Genomic DNA, 14,781 nt, shown 5'->3' on the forward strand with positions numbered 1-14,781 from the left:
ATCAATGGTTAATTTTTATTAATTTTTTATACTATTATGTTTCCAGCAATAAATATTTTGAGCTTGTCTATTAAGACGAATGAAACATAAAAAAAGTTTCAAAAAGTAATAATAAATATTAGTATTAATTTTAAAAGGTCTCTATACCTATGACTAGAGACCTTTTTCGTTATATTAAAATATAAAATTTCATTACTTTAAGCCTACTTCTTCCTTTATTAACCATGCACCACCGATAACACCCGCATCATTTCCTAAAGTAGCAATTGATAGCTCAGCGCCTATCGCTACTCTTGGAAAAGCGAACTTTTCAAAGTATAACTTAATCGGTGTTACTAATACATCACCGGCCCTGGAAACTCCTCCTCCGATTACGATTTTCTCTGGGTTAACACCGTTGGATAAGTTGGCGAGGGCAAGGCCTAAATGAAAAGCAGTTTGGTCGATCACTGCTAATGCCAAGGAATCGTTTCCTTTTGCTGCGTCAAATACGTCCTTCGCAGTAACAGTTCGGTTATTTACTTTATCAACAAGTGTTGAGTCAGGATATTTCTCAACCTGTTCAATCGTTTGACGAACAATTCCAGTTGCAGAAGCTATGGTTTCTAGGCATCCTGTTTTCCCGCAATTACATGGAGCTCCTCCATCAGGAACTGATGTGATGTGACCGATTTCTCCACCAGCACCATTTACCCCATGGATAATATGCCCATTTGTAATGATTCCACCACCAACACCAGTTCCTAAGGTTACCACAATGACATCCTTTGCTTTCTCACCTGCACCTTTCCACATTTCTCCTAAGGCAGCAAGATTTGCATCATTATCAACGATTACAGGTAAACCTGTTGCATCCTCGAGTTTCTTTTTTAGAGGATATTCCTTCCAACCTAAATTTACTGCTTCATAAATTAATCCTGACTCAATTTGGACAGGGCCTGGTGCGCCTATTCCGATTCCACCCAACTGTTCCATGGTTGCTCCAAGCTCAACAAGTTTGTCTTTTAGTGCTTTTGCAACATCTATAATAATGTTCTCGCCTTGATTCCCAACATCTGTAGGTATTTCCCATTTGTGATCTATTTCTCCACTGATCGTAATGAAAGCCATTTTAATTGTTGTTCCACCAATATCAATTCCAACTAACCACTTTTTAGTCATTCTTCTCATTCCTTCTTCTCTTCTCTTTTTCAAGCTCTGTTGCTTGTTTTACAATTAATAACCCTACTTTATATTCATGAACATCTAAAAGCTTAGAATCATATAATTCTCTAAGCTCTTCTTCCATCATTTCAAGGTCAGCTAGACGGTCACCAATATAAATGAGCGTACCATACTTAATTAATAGTTTCTGTACATCGTATATTGTCTTCAATATTTCACCTACTAGTTAGTCATAACATCATTGAAACTAATCCATACTAAGATTATCGATGATATACCATTTGGTCAAGCGCTAGCGTCCCGCTTGTCGGGGCTAAGTGCGAGCTAGATACAAATTCTAAATAAAAATTATTATACACAGCATAAAAACTCAAGCAAAAGCCTCTATGGTCAACACCCATTATCTAGAGGCTTACTACTTGAGCTCACATAACTTGTAAAATTTCTTAACGATCAGGATCCTTAGGATGAAGGACTGTTGGTCTTCGATTTTTCAACGGAATTGGCGCCCTGAATAGAATATCACGCATCGCTCGATAGGAAAACGGTATAAAAGGCCACATATACGGTACATTGAAGGACTTCATTCTTGCTAGCATGACGATCCAAGCTGTTACTCCAATTACAAATCCAACTACTCCACCGATTGCTGTTATGATCAATAAAACAATTCGAATGATTCGATTTGCTAAACTTAGCTCATAGCTAGGTGTGGCAAATGTCCCAATCGCCGCTATTGAAAAATACAAAATCACTTCATTTGATAATAAACCAACTTCAACCGCAACCTGACCGACCATAAGCGCCGCCACTAGACCTAGTGCCGTTGCTAGGGATGTTGGTGTATGTATGGCTGCCATCCTTAACATATCTAGACCGAGTTCAATAATGAGGATCTGTAAAAATAAAGGGACCTGTCCTATCTCATTGGGGCCTATAAAACCAAATCCTTCTGGTAGTAGCTCAGGGGTAACTGAAAATAAATACCATAATGGTAATAAAAACATTGATGCAAATACAGCTAAATATCGAACCAGTCTTAAATAAGCCCCTACCACTGGTTTATTACGATACTCTTCAGCATGCTGTAAATGATGCCAAAACGTAACAGGTGTTATGAGCACACTTGGTGAACCATCTACCATAACGATAACATGTCCTTCATATAAATGAGCTGCGGCAGTGTCAGGTCTCTCCGTATACCTGACGACAGGATATGGATTGTAGTGTCGTCCTGAGATAAACTCTTCTATCGTTTTCTCCGCCATAGGAAGACCATCTGTATCGATTTTACTAATCGAGTTCTTCACAGCTGCTACTTGTTCTGGATCAGCGATATCCTCAATATAACATATACAAATATCTGTCTTACTCCGTCGACCTACTTGTTGGTATTCCATTCTTAGTGTACGATCTCTTACTCTTCGTCGAGTTAAAGCTGTATTGAAGACGATGGTTTCTACATAACCATCTCTAGCTCCTCTAACAACCCTTTCAGTGTCTGGCTCCTGAGGACCGCGTACGGGATATGTACGAGCATCAATGATAATGACATAATCGATACCATCCACTACTAAAGCTGTAGGGCCTGCTAATACTGTATCCACCACAGCATCTAAATCGTCTACCTTCTCCACTTCAACATAAGGGATATATTTCTTTAAAAGCTTTTCTAGAGGATTTGGCTCTAACTGCTCAGGTTCTAATGAAGCCAAGAACTTCATGATGAAATGAAGAATATCATCCTTGGCAAAGCCGTCAATTAAAAATAACGACATTTTTCTTCCTGCATATTCTTGATCTAACTGAATGACATCAAAGCTCTTATCAACACCAAGCTCCGTCTTTAAATACGAAAGGTTATCATCTATATTAGTTGAAACCTGTTTCTTTTGCTTATTCACCGTTCTCTCACCTCAGTATCATAGCTAACATGTATGCAATCTAATCCCATCATTAACCATAAAGATTAGAAACATACCTCTTTTTTTTGATATTTCCTCTCCGGTTAGGAATGTTATCTATTTTCGTCTCATAGGTTTATAAGAGGTTGTCCAGAAAGGATGAGAGGGAGAACATGAAAACAAAAACTAAATTACTTCTGATAATTTTATTAGTTGGTGTAACTTCACTCACTTTGACAAAGTTTTTATACTCAAATGAGGCTAGAGAAAGCCTAACCTACTTTCCAATCGATCCTACCCTTGCCTTTTTATCAGCTGAAACAAAATTAACTTTACTAAATGAAAAAGATAGTGATGAATATATAGTAGAATGGGAGTCATATTCAGAAACAGATAAGAAGGTTTATTTAAGGCAGGATATTTCATTTCTATATATAGACGGAGTTCTGATGGACTCTATGTCTGAATGGAAAGAAGAGGTATCCTTATTGGAGAATAAGAAGAAATTAAAAGGGGAAGACAGTAGTTTACTTCAAAGCATCTCTCTTCATCATGCAGAGGTACATTTACAGGATGACCAAATAAAGAGTGCTCAGAAAATGACGAGTGATCATTTATACATTATTGATTCATCCTTTAGCCCACTTGAATCATTCCGTATCCCTGAAAACAAAGAACATGAAGAATGGAAAAAAATATTAGATCATGTTATAGGTCAGCACTTACACTATAGTTGGAATGAGTTATTAACCCACTTTAATTTGAATAGGCAACAGTATCATGAGTTAACCATACTTGATTTGGTTAAATACAATGAGAAATCACTGCCAGGTTTAGATGAACGAACTTCTCAAAAAGTAATGGGACAACTTTGGGAAGGACTTTATAAAAATTACCTCCTTGGGATTAAGCTTTCACCAAATGAAACAATCTCACCTATTGGTAGTAAAATACCACTTATATTACTAAGTAAAGATGGAACCCATATTTATATTCTAATAGAAGGTAAAAACGGGGAGAAAATCAAGCTTGTTCAAGAAATATAAAAATAAAGGAACAAAAGGCGCAAGCGCCCCGTTTAGCCCCGACAAGCAAATGTTCCTTCGAGAAAAAAGGGGTGGGTTTCCCCTTTATTCTCGAAGGGTTATTTGACCTCGAGGGGCTGGGCTCTGGAGCTGGATTACTATACACTAGCCTCGTTTATCCACAAATGATAACCTTTATAATTCCTAAACAATAAAAAAATCCTGTTAAATAAACAGGATTTCCTTCTATTTAAATGCTTGTCTTAAGAATTGTTCTCTAATGAAAGGTAATTGCATAGCAAACTTCACCACTAATCGACGAACAAGTGGATTACGAAGAAGAGAATTTAACACTTTATAACGTTTTTTCATTAATGTTAAAGCGAATAAGATGATCGTTGTGATTAGAATTGAATTGCGCATCGCGATCCCTCCTATTCATAATGTGCGACAGAAGTTAGGGTTTTATCCTCCATTTAAAATAGAAATGTAAAGGTGCCCCCTAAGATTGATGCTAACAAGATTGATGAAAAATTAGTTACTTCATTATTAATATAACGCACTCCACTATTGATACTTGTTGGTGCTTGACAATGTGTAACCTTTTCAGTAATTATTTGACAGTGTCGGCAACAGTATTTCGCCTGTATAGTGGCACCAATTATGGTATCAAAAATTGAACCCATAAAGCCTGCTAGTAAAATCACTAGAAGAGTCACAATAGATATCCCTTCAAAGAGGAATATTGCCATAATGCTAATAAGGAATGAACCTAGTAAGGAGGCAATTAAGCCCAACACAGATATAGCCCCTGATGTCCCGGCTTCTACAGATCTGAGAGTCAATATGTGAATCGGAGCTTTTTTGCTTAGACTTCCTATTTCAGAAGCCCATGTATCTGCATTTGCTGCAGCAATAGAAACAACAAAGGCAATTAACAAAGAATCTGATGGGTTTATGTGATACCACAGTCCACATAATGCTGGTATCGCACCATTAGCCATTACTTGAGTGTAGTCTCTCACCTCTCCCTTTTGGGTAATATCATCCATTTTTTTCTTGTCGTTTCTTTTATACTTACTCCAAATACTCGATGATAAGAAGAAGGCACCTAACAGTATAAGACCTTGCACACCGAAACCCAATCCAATTAGAACACCGATGACAAAAGCAGCAATTCCCCCACTTAAGGTAAGAGATTTACTAATAATCCCCATCAATGAGACGGCTAATATAAATAGTATGACTACGCTATTTAGCACAGCTAATAATCCGTTCTTCTGAAATTAATTTCTGTATGGGAAGATCATATGAATACACTGGAATTTCAGGGACAAGCTGACATTCCAGCAATAATGAAACGGTGTCTTGTTGATAATGCTCTAGATAGCGGTCGTAGTACCCACCACCATAACCAATTCGATACCCCTTTTCTGTATAACAAATTCCTGGAACAATTAATAGTTCAAGATCGTTTGCAGGTGCGTGCTCTGTTAAGGCTAGTACTGGTTCCTGTAGACCAAAAAACACTACCTCTAACTGTTCAAAGCTTGTAATAAAATAAAACTCCATTTTATGTTGCTCAGAGTAGCATTTCGGAACAGCAACCTTTTTGCCTTCTTTCCAAGCTCTTTCAATTATTTGACGCGTTTCAATTTCCCTTCCCCGGGAAATGGTTATGCCGATGGTCTTACTCTTCATCCAAACATTTGTGTTATATAATTGGTAAGCTACCTTTTCACAATTTTGCTGAAATTCATATGTAGACAAACTTTCTAGCCTTTCTTTAACTTGAAGGCGTAGCTCTTTTTTCGTTTTGGTCATATGATCCACCTCTATAATATGTATGCTTTGTTGAAGGGAATTTACATACTAGGTTACGGCCACTTTCACAACTTAAATGTAAATAGCCGTAAACCTTTAAGAATAAGGCTTACGGCTATGCTAAGTAATCATTACTTAGTTTCTCTGTGAAGAGTAACTCTCTTAAGTCTTGGGCTGTATTTTTTAAGCTCAATACGTTCTGGATTGTTACGCTTATTTTTCTTCGTAATATAGTTACGATCGCCAGTTTCTGTACAAGCTAGGGTAACAGTAACGCGCATTATATATCCCTCCAAACTGTGAATACATTCATTCAATCAGACTTTACTATAATATCACTTTTCAAAATAAATTACTAGTCCATTTTCATTAAAGCAGAATATTGCTGCCAAAAATAATCAATTTGTCAGCTTACTATACGGTTTAACCAGCATTTCAGGCGCTATTTCCCTGTTTATTTCACAATTTTCGCCTATGACACTTTCTCTTCTTATTTTTACCTTTTTAGTAATGATGGAATCATTAGCGATAATTGAATTTGAAACTTCACATGATGGTCCTATGTATACATTTTCCCATACGATAGAATGATCAATTGTTACTGACTCTGTAACGATACAATCGCTTCCTATTATAGTATTCTTACCAATCAAAGATCCTGTTTTTATAATCGTGCGATCTCCAATAAAAACTGGACTCTTAATGGTTGCTCCTTCTTCAATAACCACATTCTTTCCTATTATAATGCCTGGAAGCACTTCACTTATTGGTAGCTTGACGTTGACTGCCCCTACAAGAACATCAAAATGTGATTGCTTATATTGTGAAACTGAACCAATATCAGCCCAGTACCCAATTCCTTCAAAACAGTAAACAGGTTGATTCATACTTAATAACAAAGGAACTAAATCGTGGCTCATGTCACACTCATACTTGTTTGTTATAAATTGTAATAACTCCGGCTGAATAATATACATTCCCATGTTAACTAAGCAGCTATAAATTTCACCTATCGATGGCTTCTCTAAATATCTTCTGACTCTTCCGTTTTCTTCACAATCAATAATGCCGAATGGCTTCGGATTTTTTACTTTTGTCGCTAGAATCGTTAGTAAAGACTTATTTTTTTCATGAAAAGCAATGGCTTCACTTATCTTAACATCAGTAATAATATCTCCATTGATCACAAAAAGAGGCTTATCATCATAGATAAAAGCCTCTAAACTTTTTAAGCAGCCTGCTGTACCCATTGGTTTATCTTCATATATATACTGAAGGGAAACACCCCATTGTTCCCCTCTTTGAAAATATTTTTGAATGGAAGGACAGCTATTGTTTGTAATAATCATTATTTCTGTAATCGCTTGGTTTCTGAGGTATTTAATAATATATTCTAAAACAGGCTTTTGAAAGAATGGGAGCATTGGTTTTGGGATAGTACTTGTAAGAGGTCTCATCCTTTTCCCTTCCCCGCCTGCTAGAATAACAGCCTTCATCCCATCAGCTCCCTATGCTAGTTTGAAGTTCCAACAAATGCTCATAATGACGAATCGTTCTTTGACCAACTGTATCCCAATTATATTCATTTAACGCAAGTTGTTGACCTTTATGCGCCATCTTCATGGCTAAGGGGCGATTACTAAGTAATACACTAATTGCTTTAGCAAGCTCTTCTGGTGATCCAGGAGTAACTGTTAATCCCGTAATACCATTTTTAACAAAACTAGTTAAGCCACCTGTGTTAGACACAACAATTGGTTTTTTCGCAATCATCGCTTCTAATGCTGCAATACCGAAGGGTTCGTAAAGACTAGGAAAAACAGCAACATCACAATTAGTGAGTAACTGATTGCGCTCTTCATCATTAACGAATCCTATTAATTGGATATACTGACCTAAGTTTTTAGCTTTGATGAGATCATGATACTTTTTTTCTAATGGTCCTGTCCCACCAATGATAAATTTTACATTAGAGTGATTTTTTAGGACATGTGGAACGGCCTCAATTAGTGTTTGGAACCCTTTTTCCGGCACGATTCTTCCTATCGAAAATACAATATGATCTTCTGATGAGATATATTCGCTCAAATTATGATCGATTTCAACTGGGCAATGGAAATAAGACAAATCGACACCATTAGGGATCACCCTTACTTTTTCTTCTAGGCGTGAATCAAGTTTTGTGACTTCGCTTTTCATATATTCACTACATACAAGAACAGTGGATGCCTGCTCCATTAACGAAATCTCCCTATTATGTATGTTTTCTTGAAGAGAAGTGAAAATCCCTTGATTTCTACCATGTTCAGTGGCGTGAATAGTTGCTATTAAAGGAGCGTCAATCGCCTTCTTTAACGTAACAGCTGCTCCCTCCACTAACCAATCATGAGCATGAATAAAATCGAACGAGATTTTTTTTGATAACTCAAGTGCTTGTTCTACTAACGATAGGTTCAGGCTATCAATCCAATGTATAAAATCATCATTTTCTTGTTGATAGGTGTCCACTCGGTAGATATGAACCCCTTCCGAAAACTCATAAAAAGGACTGTCATTATCCTTTGCTGTAATAACGTAAACATCATAACCTTGTTTTGCTATTGATTTTGATAACTCATATACATGTCTAGCAAGTCCACCAACTATTCTAGGTGGATATTCCCAAGTTAGCATCAAGACTTTACGAGATGACGTAGCTTTCTGTTGCTGAGCCACATATAAGTCATGCTGAGACTTAAGAGGACTTAAATCAATTTCCTTTAGGAAAGGATAATCAGACTCTAAGTTCATTAGAAGTTCTTCTGATACCTCATTATTCTCCATTTTTTCTACTAAAAAAGTGAATCGGTTTATATGTTCCATACATCTTTTAGTTGCATAATCACTTGCACTTTCATTATCAAGAATAAATGCCCAATCACTACTTGTGGCAAGCATCCAATCTCTCGCCAACTGTTTAATCGTCTTATTTTTGAGATCATCGCCATTTTCAACAGTTGCCATTAATTCTATGAGCTTCTTTTCCATCCAATGGTATTGTCGATACATCCATTCATTTTTTTCATTTAACCAAACATCACCATACCCGTCACGCCCCCACGTAGCAAAGGAAATATGGCAGGTTTCGAGATCCTTAAAATGGCGATCTAAAAACTCATTGGGTGTGATTGCTTCAATTTGATGTAATGAATAAGAAAGCAGCTCCTTTAACCAAGCTGGCCCCTCAAACCACCAGTGTCCAAATAATTCTGCATCAAAAGGTAGCGTTGCGATATGTGGTGGAAAGCTTTGGTTCCCAAAACGATCTAGCTGTTCTTTTAAAATAGTTCGAAAATGATGCGCATGGGTTTTAACTCTATCCTCTGCAATGTCTGGGTTGTAAAGCTCCTTAAACTCCGTCTGTCCAGTAATTCGATGATATTTTAATCCTGAATCAATTCGAATACCTTCAGGATGAATGTAAGGGCTAATATAATCCCATTCACGATCATAAGCGATGTCACGATAAAACTCTCGATAACCTTGATCACCTGGATACCCATAAGAGGAGCTCCAAATATAATTTGATAAAGCTTGATTTCTTGCAAAAAGCGCAACACCATGTGGAGAATACACTGGAGCACCCACACCATGTGTTGGCGTTGGATCTGCATTTGTAATAGCATGCTCATCAACGAAGGTATATTGTATGCCCTCCAAAAATAATCGCTTATCTAGACCTGGTGAATAGGCACATTCAGGTAACCATAATCCCCTAGGCTTTCTACCAAAATGTTTTTCAAAGCAAGTGATTCCATGTTTAACTTGCATATGTAAGCCTTGCTCAGTTTTAAGATATGGAAGAAACGTATGAGTAGCTGAAGATGTTATGCATTCAATTTGTCCAAGCTCAAAGAAGTGCTTAAACCCTAAAATAATATTCTGGCTATAATTTAGAAATGTCTCTCTAATCTTTCGGAACCTTTCTTCGTAAAAACGAGATAGTACTAATTCCTGCTCATTTTTTGCATGAGCAATCTCCTTTTGAATCAAAGAGTCTGTCTTATCCAAATGGTGCAAATATCTTCTTTGAATTAATGGATCTGATAGCATCTCTAGAAGGGGCGGAGAAAATGAAATCGTAAATTTTTGTTTCATTCCTTCTTCTAAATTCCACAACAACGGAATATAAGTTTCAGTAATCGCTTCATACAACCATCTTTCTTCTAGACGATTTGCTTCCCTGTGCCTTACATAAGGTAAATGGGCATGAAGAATCATATTAACATACATGTAGCTCATTCGATCACCCTCTCTACTTCACTTTTTCATAATAGGAATAGGTTGAAAACTGTTCCAGCCAACCTGGAGATGATTGAGAACCTGTTTTCCACTGATGGACATTTTGGGTAAACAATCCAACTTGCTCTGGAGAATTACGAGGGGTGTCAATTGGATTGGAGCGAAGCACAGTAAAGAAATTTCCGTGATCTGTTTTGACACCATATTCTGCAACATACGTGCGGTTTGGTTCTAAATCTGAAACGAACCAATTGTTCGTCATTTCCGGCAAAGATATCTCACATTGGCGATGCGCGTTTGAACCATTGAAAATAACAGACGTTACATCATAGATTTTTATAAACTTCGGAAGTTGGCTGTAGCCCTTTTTAAAGGTATGTTGAAGAAAGCTTAGCTTTATATCAGAAATCTCCCAGTAAACATAAATAGTTGAACTGTTTTTAACCAATACATGCATTCTGTCTTGATTATATGAAGACGGTAAAAAATCATTAGATGTTAAAGGACTTTGAACAGGACTCTCATTGCCACTTGGTTCATCTTTTTCATGTTTGATCCATTGATAATGTACTTTTCCAACTGTTGAGTTCAATTCCTTAGCTATTTCTCGAAAGCTCATTCCTTCATTTCTTAGCTTGATAATTTCACTAATCACCCTGCAACCACCTCACTTTTTGAAATAAACATCCTACCTACTTGCACTAGTCTTTCTCATCTTAACACCCGTCAATGTTCTCTACAATAAACGCAAATTGTCATATTATGTTGATTATTAGTGCTTTTGATTAATCTCGTCGATATTTATTAAAATTAGAAAAAAAACTGCAGAATATAGCGCTTACATGAACTCTCTACAAAAAACTAGCTCAGTCCATGACCAAGCTAGTTTCAATTTCTTATAGCAAACTTTTCACCCGATTTTTTACTTCCATCGGTAAGTTCTGTTTTAGAGCTTCTTCCAATAGTTGTGGATATTTTACTCCATTTGTTTTGAAATATTTTTCAATATGCAGTGCTTTTTCTTGTTTGTCCGGAATGAGCCAATAAAGGATATACCAATCCTCAAGTGAACATAAAGGAATAGATACTCCTTTTATTCTCTTATAACCTACAATTGATTTTCCTTTTAAGGTAATTTTATAAATCCCTTCAGCATGTTGTATCGAAAATCCCGCCATGACATCAAGATCTATGTCATTTAATCTATATTTAGAAAAATTCACTGTACAGAAAGGGTAAGAGGTTACCGCTTCTTTGGGATGACCAAGAGATAACATTATCTTATTTAACTCTGCAGCATCTTCTTCATCAACCAATATATCTATATCATTGGGTTGATCGATTATATTATAAAAATTAAGTAAAAGCGAACCACCAACTCCCCAGGTAATTCCCTTGTCACTTAACTTCTCACCAATTTGAGATAATGTTTTTAGCATGTCAATTCTCCTTGATACAGTTCCTTTGAAAAATCTCTTTTCTCCTAACAGACTACACCCATTTAAAATGATTGTACATACATGTCTCTTTTTCTTAGGATATCGTTTTCTCAGGATAAAGTCTTGCTCTAAAAGAGAGATTTAATCAAGGCTGCGTACAGGATACTCGCTTTCCGCGGGAGAGTCCGTGAGCCGCTCTCCCGCGCTTGCACAGGATGTGCTGACCTCTACGTTTGCCACAGGACGTGGTAGCCTTTAGTAGAGGTTCTTTTACACTCGCGTCCTTCCACTACAATCAACACTGGCCTTTAACACAGCCTAATCAAAAAAACCTATCAAATTAGATAGGCGTTTACTGCTATAATCATTTCTCTTCATTTTGGTCTAAATAATAAAGATCATCCGTATCAACGATTGGTGCATTGTTTAGTAATAAGGCTGGGGATACTCCCGCTAAGTTTCTTTTATTTTCATAAAAATCTTCATTTATTTTTTCATTAGCTCTAACAGCTTCTTCATCCTGCTGAAATTCACCTTTTGGTTCATTAGTCATTTTTACTTCCCTCCTCTGTTAGTAGTTTGAGGTAATATACTGTTTAACATACATATGAACCGATTAATCATAAATACCGTGTCGTTTCCTCTTTCAAGGTCTCACCGCACGTCCCGTGGAAAGCGAATGTCCTGTAACGAACTCAACCTATAAATAAAAAAGAAGAAATGGTATAAGATAAATCTAAGCGAACCTAGACTAACAGCATATATGATTTCTCCTTTTACTACTAATATGATATAAATGAGAAGAATAAAAAATGAATTTCAATAACCTAGAGGTGAAATAATGGTCTATATTTTAATAGGTCTATTCTCGTTTGCCATCTTGCTATTATTTTTAACTTTTTTTAAACGAGATAAGGTAAAAGACCTTGAAGAACAACTTGAGCAATTATCTTTAACCATGATGCAAGAAAACTATCAGATGAAGAAAAGAATAAAAATACTTGAAGAAGAACTATTATTTCATAATGATGAACTTCAAAATACATTTAAGAAATAAAGTTTCTTACAAATGAGAGGTTACTTATGAGCAAAGGGTTTTTACAAGGATTAGCTGTTGGCATTCTTATTACTACTGCACTACTCACTGTTGCATTTTATACAATAGAGGGAGAAGACACCAAATCTCCAAAACAAGTGTTAAATGAAGAAGTTATAGCTAATTTTTTAAATGAAAACAATCAAACCATCATCACCGATAAAGAGTATGATCGTTTAAAACAACTAGAAGAGGAACATCAAGAGCTTACTCATAGCCTTGAAGAGGCTGATAAGCAAGAACCTGCTGAGACTCAAACAGAAGAGAGCGAAACAGCCAATAAAGAGGTTATTTTTTTATTAAGCATTCAACAAGGAATGACAGTTCCGGAGATTACGGAAAGGCTAGAAGAAATGAAGATTATCGAAGATCGCACTCAACTTGCAACTTATCTTAAGGATCAAGGCTGGGAAGGCTCGATTCAAGTTGGGGAATTTGAATTATCAAGTGCAATGAGTGTAGAGGAAATAGCTCGAGTTATTACAAAAAATCCTTAGTCTATTTTTAGACTAAGGATTTTTCTATTTGTTCTTACGCATTTAAATCGTAATGCTGACCCTTTACTAGGTAGAAAATATTTTCCGATATATTGGTTGCGTGATCGGCTGTACGTTCAATGTATCTAGCCACAAAAGCAAGCTGTGTGATTTGAGCAATTGCCTCTGGATGTTTCGGCATCATAGAAAGTAATTCTTTGGTAATCACACCATACAAATCGTCCACTTTATCATCTAATTCAGAAATTTTCTTCGCTAAAAGTAAATCTTGTTCAGCGTATGCTTTTAACGAATCTCTAAGCATTTCCATGGCTTGACGGTGCATTCTAGGAATGTCCTCTAATGGCTTTATTAATTTTTCAGAGCCAATTCTAATCGTTGACTTCGCAATGTTTACTGCATGATCTGCCATTCTTTCAATGTCCGTTGCCATTTTGATTGCAACAATTACTCTACGTAAATCTACAGCAACTGGAGCCTGTTTTGCAATTAGAAGTATAGCGAAATCATTAATTTCCTCTTCAAGCTTGTCGATTCTATTGTCGTTCTCAATCACCAATAATGCTTTTTCAATATCTTGTTCTAGAAGAGCAGTCATTGCTGTTTCATGAGCCTGTTCAGTAAGTCTACCTAGCTCTAAAAGCTTTTCTGTTAACTTATCTAAATCAAATTGAAATCGTTCACGTACTGTCAATTCATTCACCAACTTATCTTCTTATTGTTTTATCCAAACCTACCGGTAATATAATCTTCTGTTCTCTTATCATGAGGGTTTGAGAAGATTGTATCAGTTGCTCCAAATTCAACTACTTCTCCGCTTAAGAAGAAAGCTGTCTTATCGGAGATACGTGCAGCCTGCTGCATGTTATGTGTAACAATGATAATACTATAATCCTTTTTCAGTTCCTGTATTAACTCTTCTACCTTTAATGTAGAAATAGGGTCAAGTGCTGAAGTTGGCTCATCCATAAGAATAACATCTGGCTCAATCGCTAAGCATCTTGCAATACAAAGACGTTGCTGCTGTCCACCAGATAAACCATAGGCATTTTCATGCAGACGATCCTTTACTTCATTCCAAATAGCAGCACCTTTTAAGCTTCTCTCAACGATCTCATCCAAGACCTTTTTATTACGAATGCCATGGATTTTGGGACCGTAAGCAATATTTTCATAAATTGATTTCGGAAATGGATTAGGCTTTTGGAATACCATTCCAACTCTAGTTCTTAAGTCTTCTACTTTAAAGGATTTATCAAGTATACTTCTTTCTCTATAAAGGATATCTCCTGAAATCTTAACAATAGGAATGAGTTCAACCATTCGATTTAACGTTTTTATATACGTTGATTTACCACAGCCAGATGGTCCGATAATAGCTGTTACTTCATTTTCATGTATAGCAAGGTTTATATTCTTTAACGCATGATCTTCACCATACCAAAGATTTAAATCCTTTGTATCATATACAATCCTTTTTGTTGATTGTGTTATTGTTGTATCCTGCTTTTTTACTTCAGGCTTCATCTTAGTCTCTTTGTCTGTAAGAAC

Annotated in this window: 17 protein-coding genes; 3 read left to right on the forward strand and 14 right to left on the reverse strand. The window is 36.4% G+C overall.

What is annotated here, in order from left to right; all coding sequences use genetic code 11:
- Positions 1–192: 192 nt before the first annotated feature.
- The 3 genes from G4D63_RS07660 to G4D63_RS07670 all read right to left on the reverse strand — a co-directional run bounded on the left by G4D63_RS07660 (position 193) and on the right by G4D63_RS07670 (position 3,068).
- Positions 193–1,161: an ROK family glucokinase gene (locus G4D63_RS07660; RefSeq protein ID WP_163179046.1), complete on the reverse strand. Its 969-nt coding sequence runs from the start codon at positions 1,159–1,161 to the stop codon at positions 193–195.
- Positions 1,154–1,375: a YqgQ family protein gene (locus G4D63_RS07665; protein WP_163179047.1), complete on the reverse strand. Its 222-nt coding sequence runs from the start codon at positions 1,373–1,375 to the stop codon at positions 1,154–1,156. Before G4D63_RS07665 ends, G4D63_RS07660 begins: the two co-directional genes overlap by 8 nt.
- A gap of 235 nt (positions 1,376–1,610) precedes the next feature.
- Positions 1,611–3,068, reverse strand: a complete 1,458-nt coding sequence (locus tag G4D63_RS07670; protein WP_163179048.1) for a spore germination protein — start codon at positions 3,066–3,068, stop codon at positions 1,611–1,613.
- Between the two features lie 173 nt (positions 3,069–3,241).
- On the opposite strand from G4D63_RS07670, the gene G4D63_RS07675 reads away from it, so the two are divergent.
- Entirely contained in the window at positions 3,242–4,114 is an 873-nt protein-coding gene (locus tag G4D63_RS07675) for a hypothetical protein (RefSeq protein ID WP_163179049.1), read from the forward strand.
- Between the two features lie 225 nt (positions 4,115–4,339).
- Here G4D63_RS07675 and G4D63_RS07680 read toward each other — a convergent pair whose 3' ends face one another.
- The 9 genes from G4D63_RS07680 to G4D63_RS07720 form a co-directional block, all read right to left on the reverse strand.
- Positions 4,340–4,516, reverse strand: a complete 177-nt coding sequence (locus G4D63_RS07680; RefSeq protein ID WP_163179050.1) for a hypothetical protein — start codon at positions 4,514–4,516, stop codon at positions 4,340–4,342.
- Positions 4,517–4,569: 53 nt separating this feature from the next.
- Entirely contained in the window at positions 4,570–5,355 is a 786-nt protein-coding gene (locus G4D63_RS07685; RefSeq protein WP_163179051.1) for a DUF92 domain-containing protein, read from the reverse strand.
- Positions 5,345–5,917: a 5-formyltetrahydrofolate cyclo-ligase gene (locus G4D63_RS07690; protein ID WP_163179052.1), complete on the reverse strand. Its 573-nt coding sequence runs from the start codon at positions 5,915–5,917 to the stop codon at positions 5,345–5,347. Before G4D63_RS07690 ends, G4D63_RS07685 begins: the two co-directional genes overlap by 11 nt.
- Before the next feature lie 131 nt (positions 5,918–6,048).
- A complete protein-coding gene (gene rpmG, locus G4D63_RS07695) occupies positions 6,049–6,198 on the reverse strand; it encodes a 50S ribosomal protein L33 (protein ID WP_149218494.1) in 150 nt (49 codons plus the stop codon).
- A 117-nt stretch (positions 6,199–6,315) separates the two neighbouring features.
- Positions 6,316–7,413, reverse strand: coding sequence for a nucleotidyltransferase family protein (locus G4D63_RS07700; protein WP_163179053.1), 1,098 nt, complete (start codon positions 7,411–7,413; stop codon positions 6,316–6,318).
- Positions 7,414–7,417: 4 nt separating this feature from the next.
- Positions 7,418–10,198, reverse strand: coding sequence for a 1,4-alpha-glucan branching protein domain-containing protein (locus G4D63_RS07705; protein ID WP_163179054.1), 2,781 nt, complete (start codon positions 10,196–10,198; stop codon positions 7,418–7,420).
- Between the two features lie 13 nt (positions 10,199–10,211).
- Entirely contained in the window at positions 10,212–10,853 is a 642-nt protein-coding gene (locus tag G4D63_RS07710; RefSeq protein ID WP_163179055.1) for a DUF4912 domain-containing protein, read from the reverse strand.
- A 241-nt stretch (positions 10,854–11,094) separates the two neighbouring features.
- Entirely contained in the window at positions 11,095–11,637 is a 543-nt protein-coding gene (locus tag G4D63_RS07715) for a nucleotidyltransferase family protein (protein WP_163179056.1), read from the reverse strand.
- 364 nt (positions 11,638–12,001) lie between these two features.
- Positions 12,002–12,190 (reverse strand): hypothetical protein, encoded by a 189-nt coding sequence (locus G4D63_RS07720; protein WP_163179057.1) that lies wholly within the window; start codon positions 12,188–12,190, stop codon positions 12,002–12,004.
- Between the two features lie 288 nt (positions 12,191–12,478).
- Between G4D63_RS07720 and G4D63_RS07725 the strand changes: the two genes are divergently transcribed.
- Positions 12,479–12,694: a hypothetical protein gene (locus tag G4D63_RS07725; protein ID WP_163179058.1), complete on the forward strand. Its 216-nt coding sequence runs from the start codon at positions 12,479–12,481 to the stop codon at positions 12,692–12,694.
- A gap of 26 nt (positions 12,695–12,720) precedes the next feature.
- Positions 12,721–13,230 (forward strand): endolytic transglycosylase MltG, encoded by a 510-nt coding sequence (locus tag G4D63_RS07730; protein WP_163179059.1) that lies wholly within the window; start codon positions 12,721–12,723, stop codon positions 13,228–13,230.
- Between the two features lie 34 nt (positions 13,231–13,264).
- Here the strand turns inward: G4D63_RS07730 and phoU are convergent, their stop codons facing one another.
- Together phoU and pstB are read right to left on the reverse strand one after the other, a co-directional pair.
- Positions 13,265–13,924: a phosphate signaling complex protein PhoU gene (phoU, locus tag G4D63_RS07735; protein WP_163179475.1), complete on the reverse strand. Its 660-nt coding sequence runs from the start codon at positions 13,922–13,924 to the stop codon at positions 13,265–13,267.
- A gap of 29 nt (positions 13,925–13,953) precedes the next feature.
- The gene (pstB, locus tag G4D63_RS07740; protein ID WP_163179476.1) at positions 13,954–14,757 is read right to left on the reverse strand and encodes a phosphate ABC transporter ATP-binding protein PstB; all 804 of its coding nucleotides are present in this window, start codon (positions 14,755–14,757) and stop codon (positions 13,954–13,956) included.
- Between the last annotated feature and the right edge of the window lie 24 nt (positions 14,758–14,781).

It is taken from the genome of Bacillus mesophilus (assembly GCF_011008845.1).
Classification (GTDB): Bacteria; Bacillota; Bacilli; order Bacillales; family SA4; genus Bacillus_BS; species Bacillus_BS mesophilus.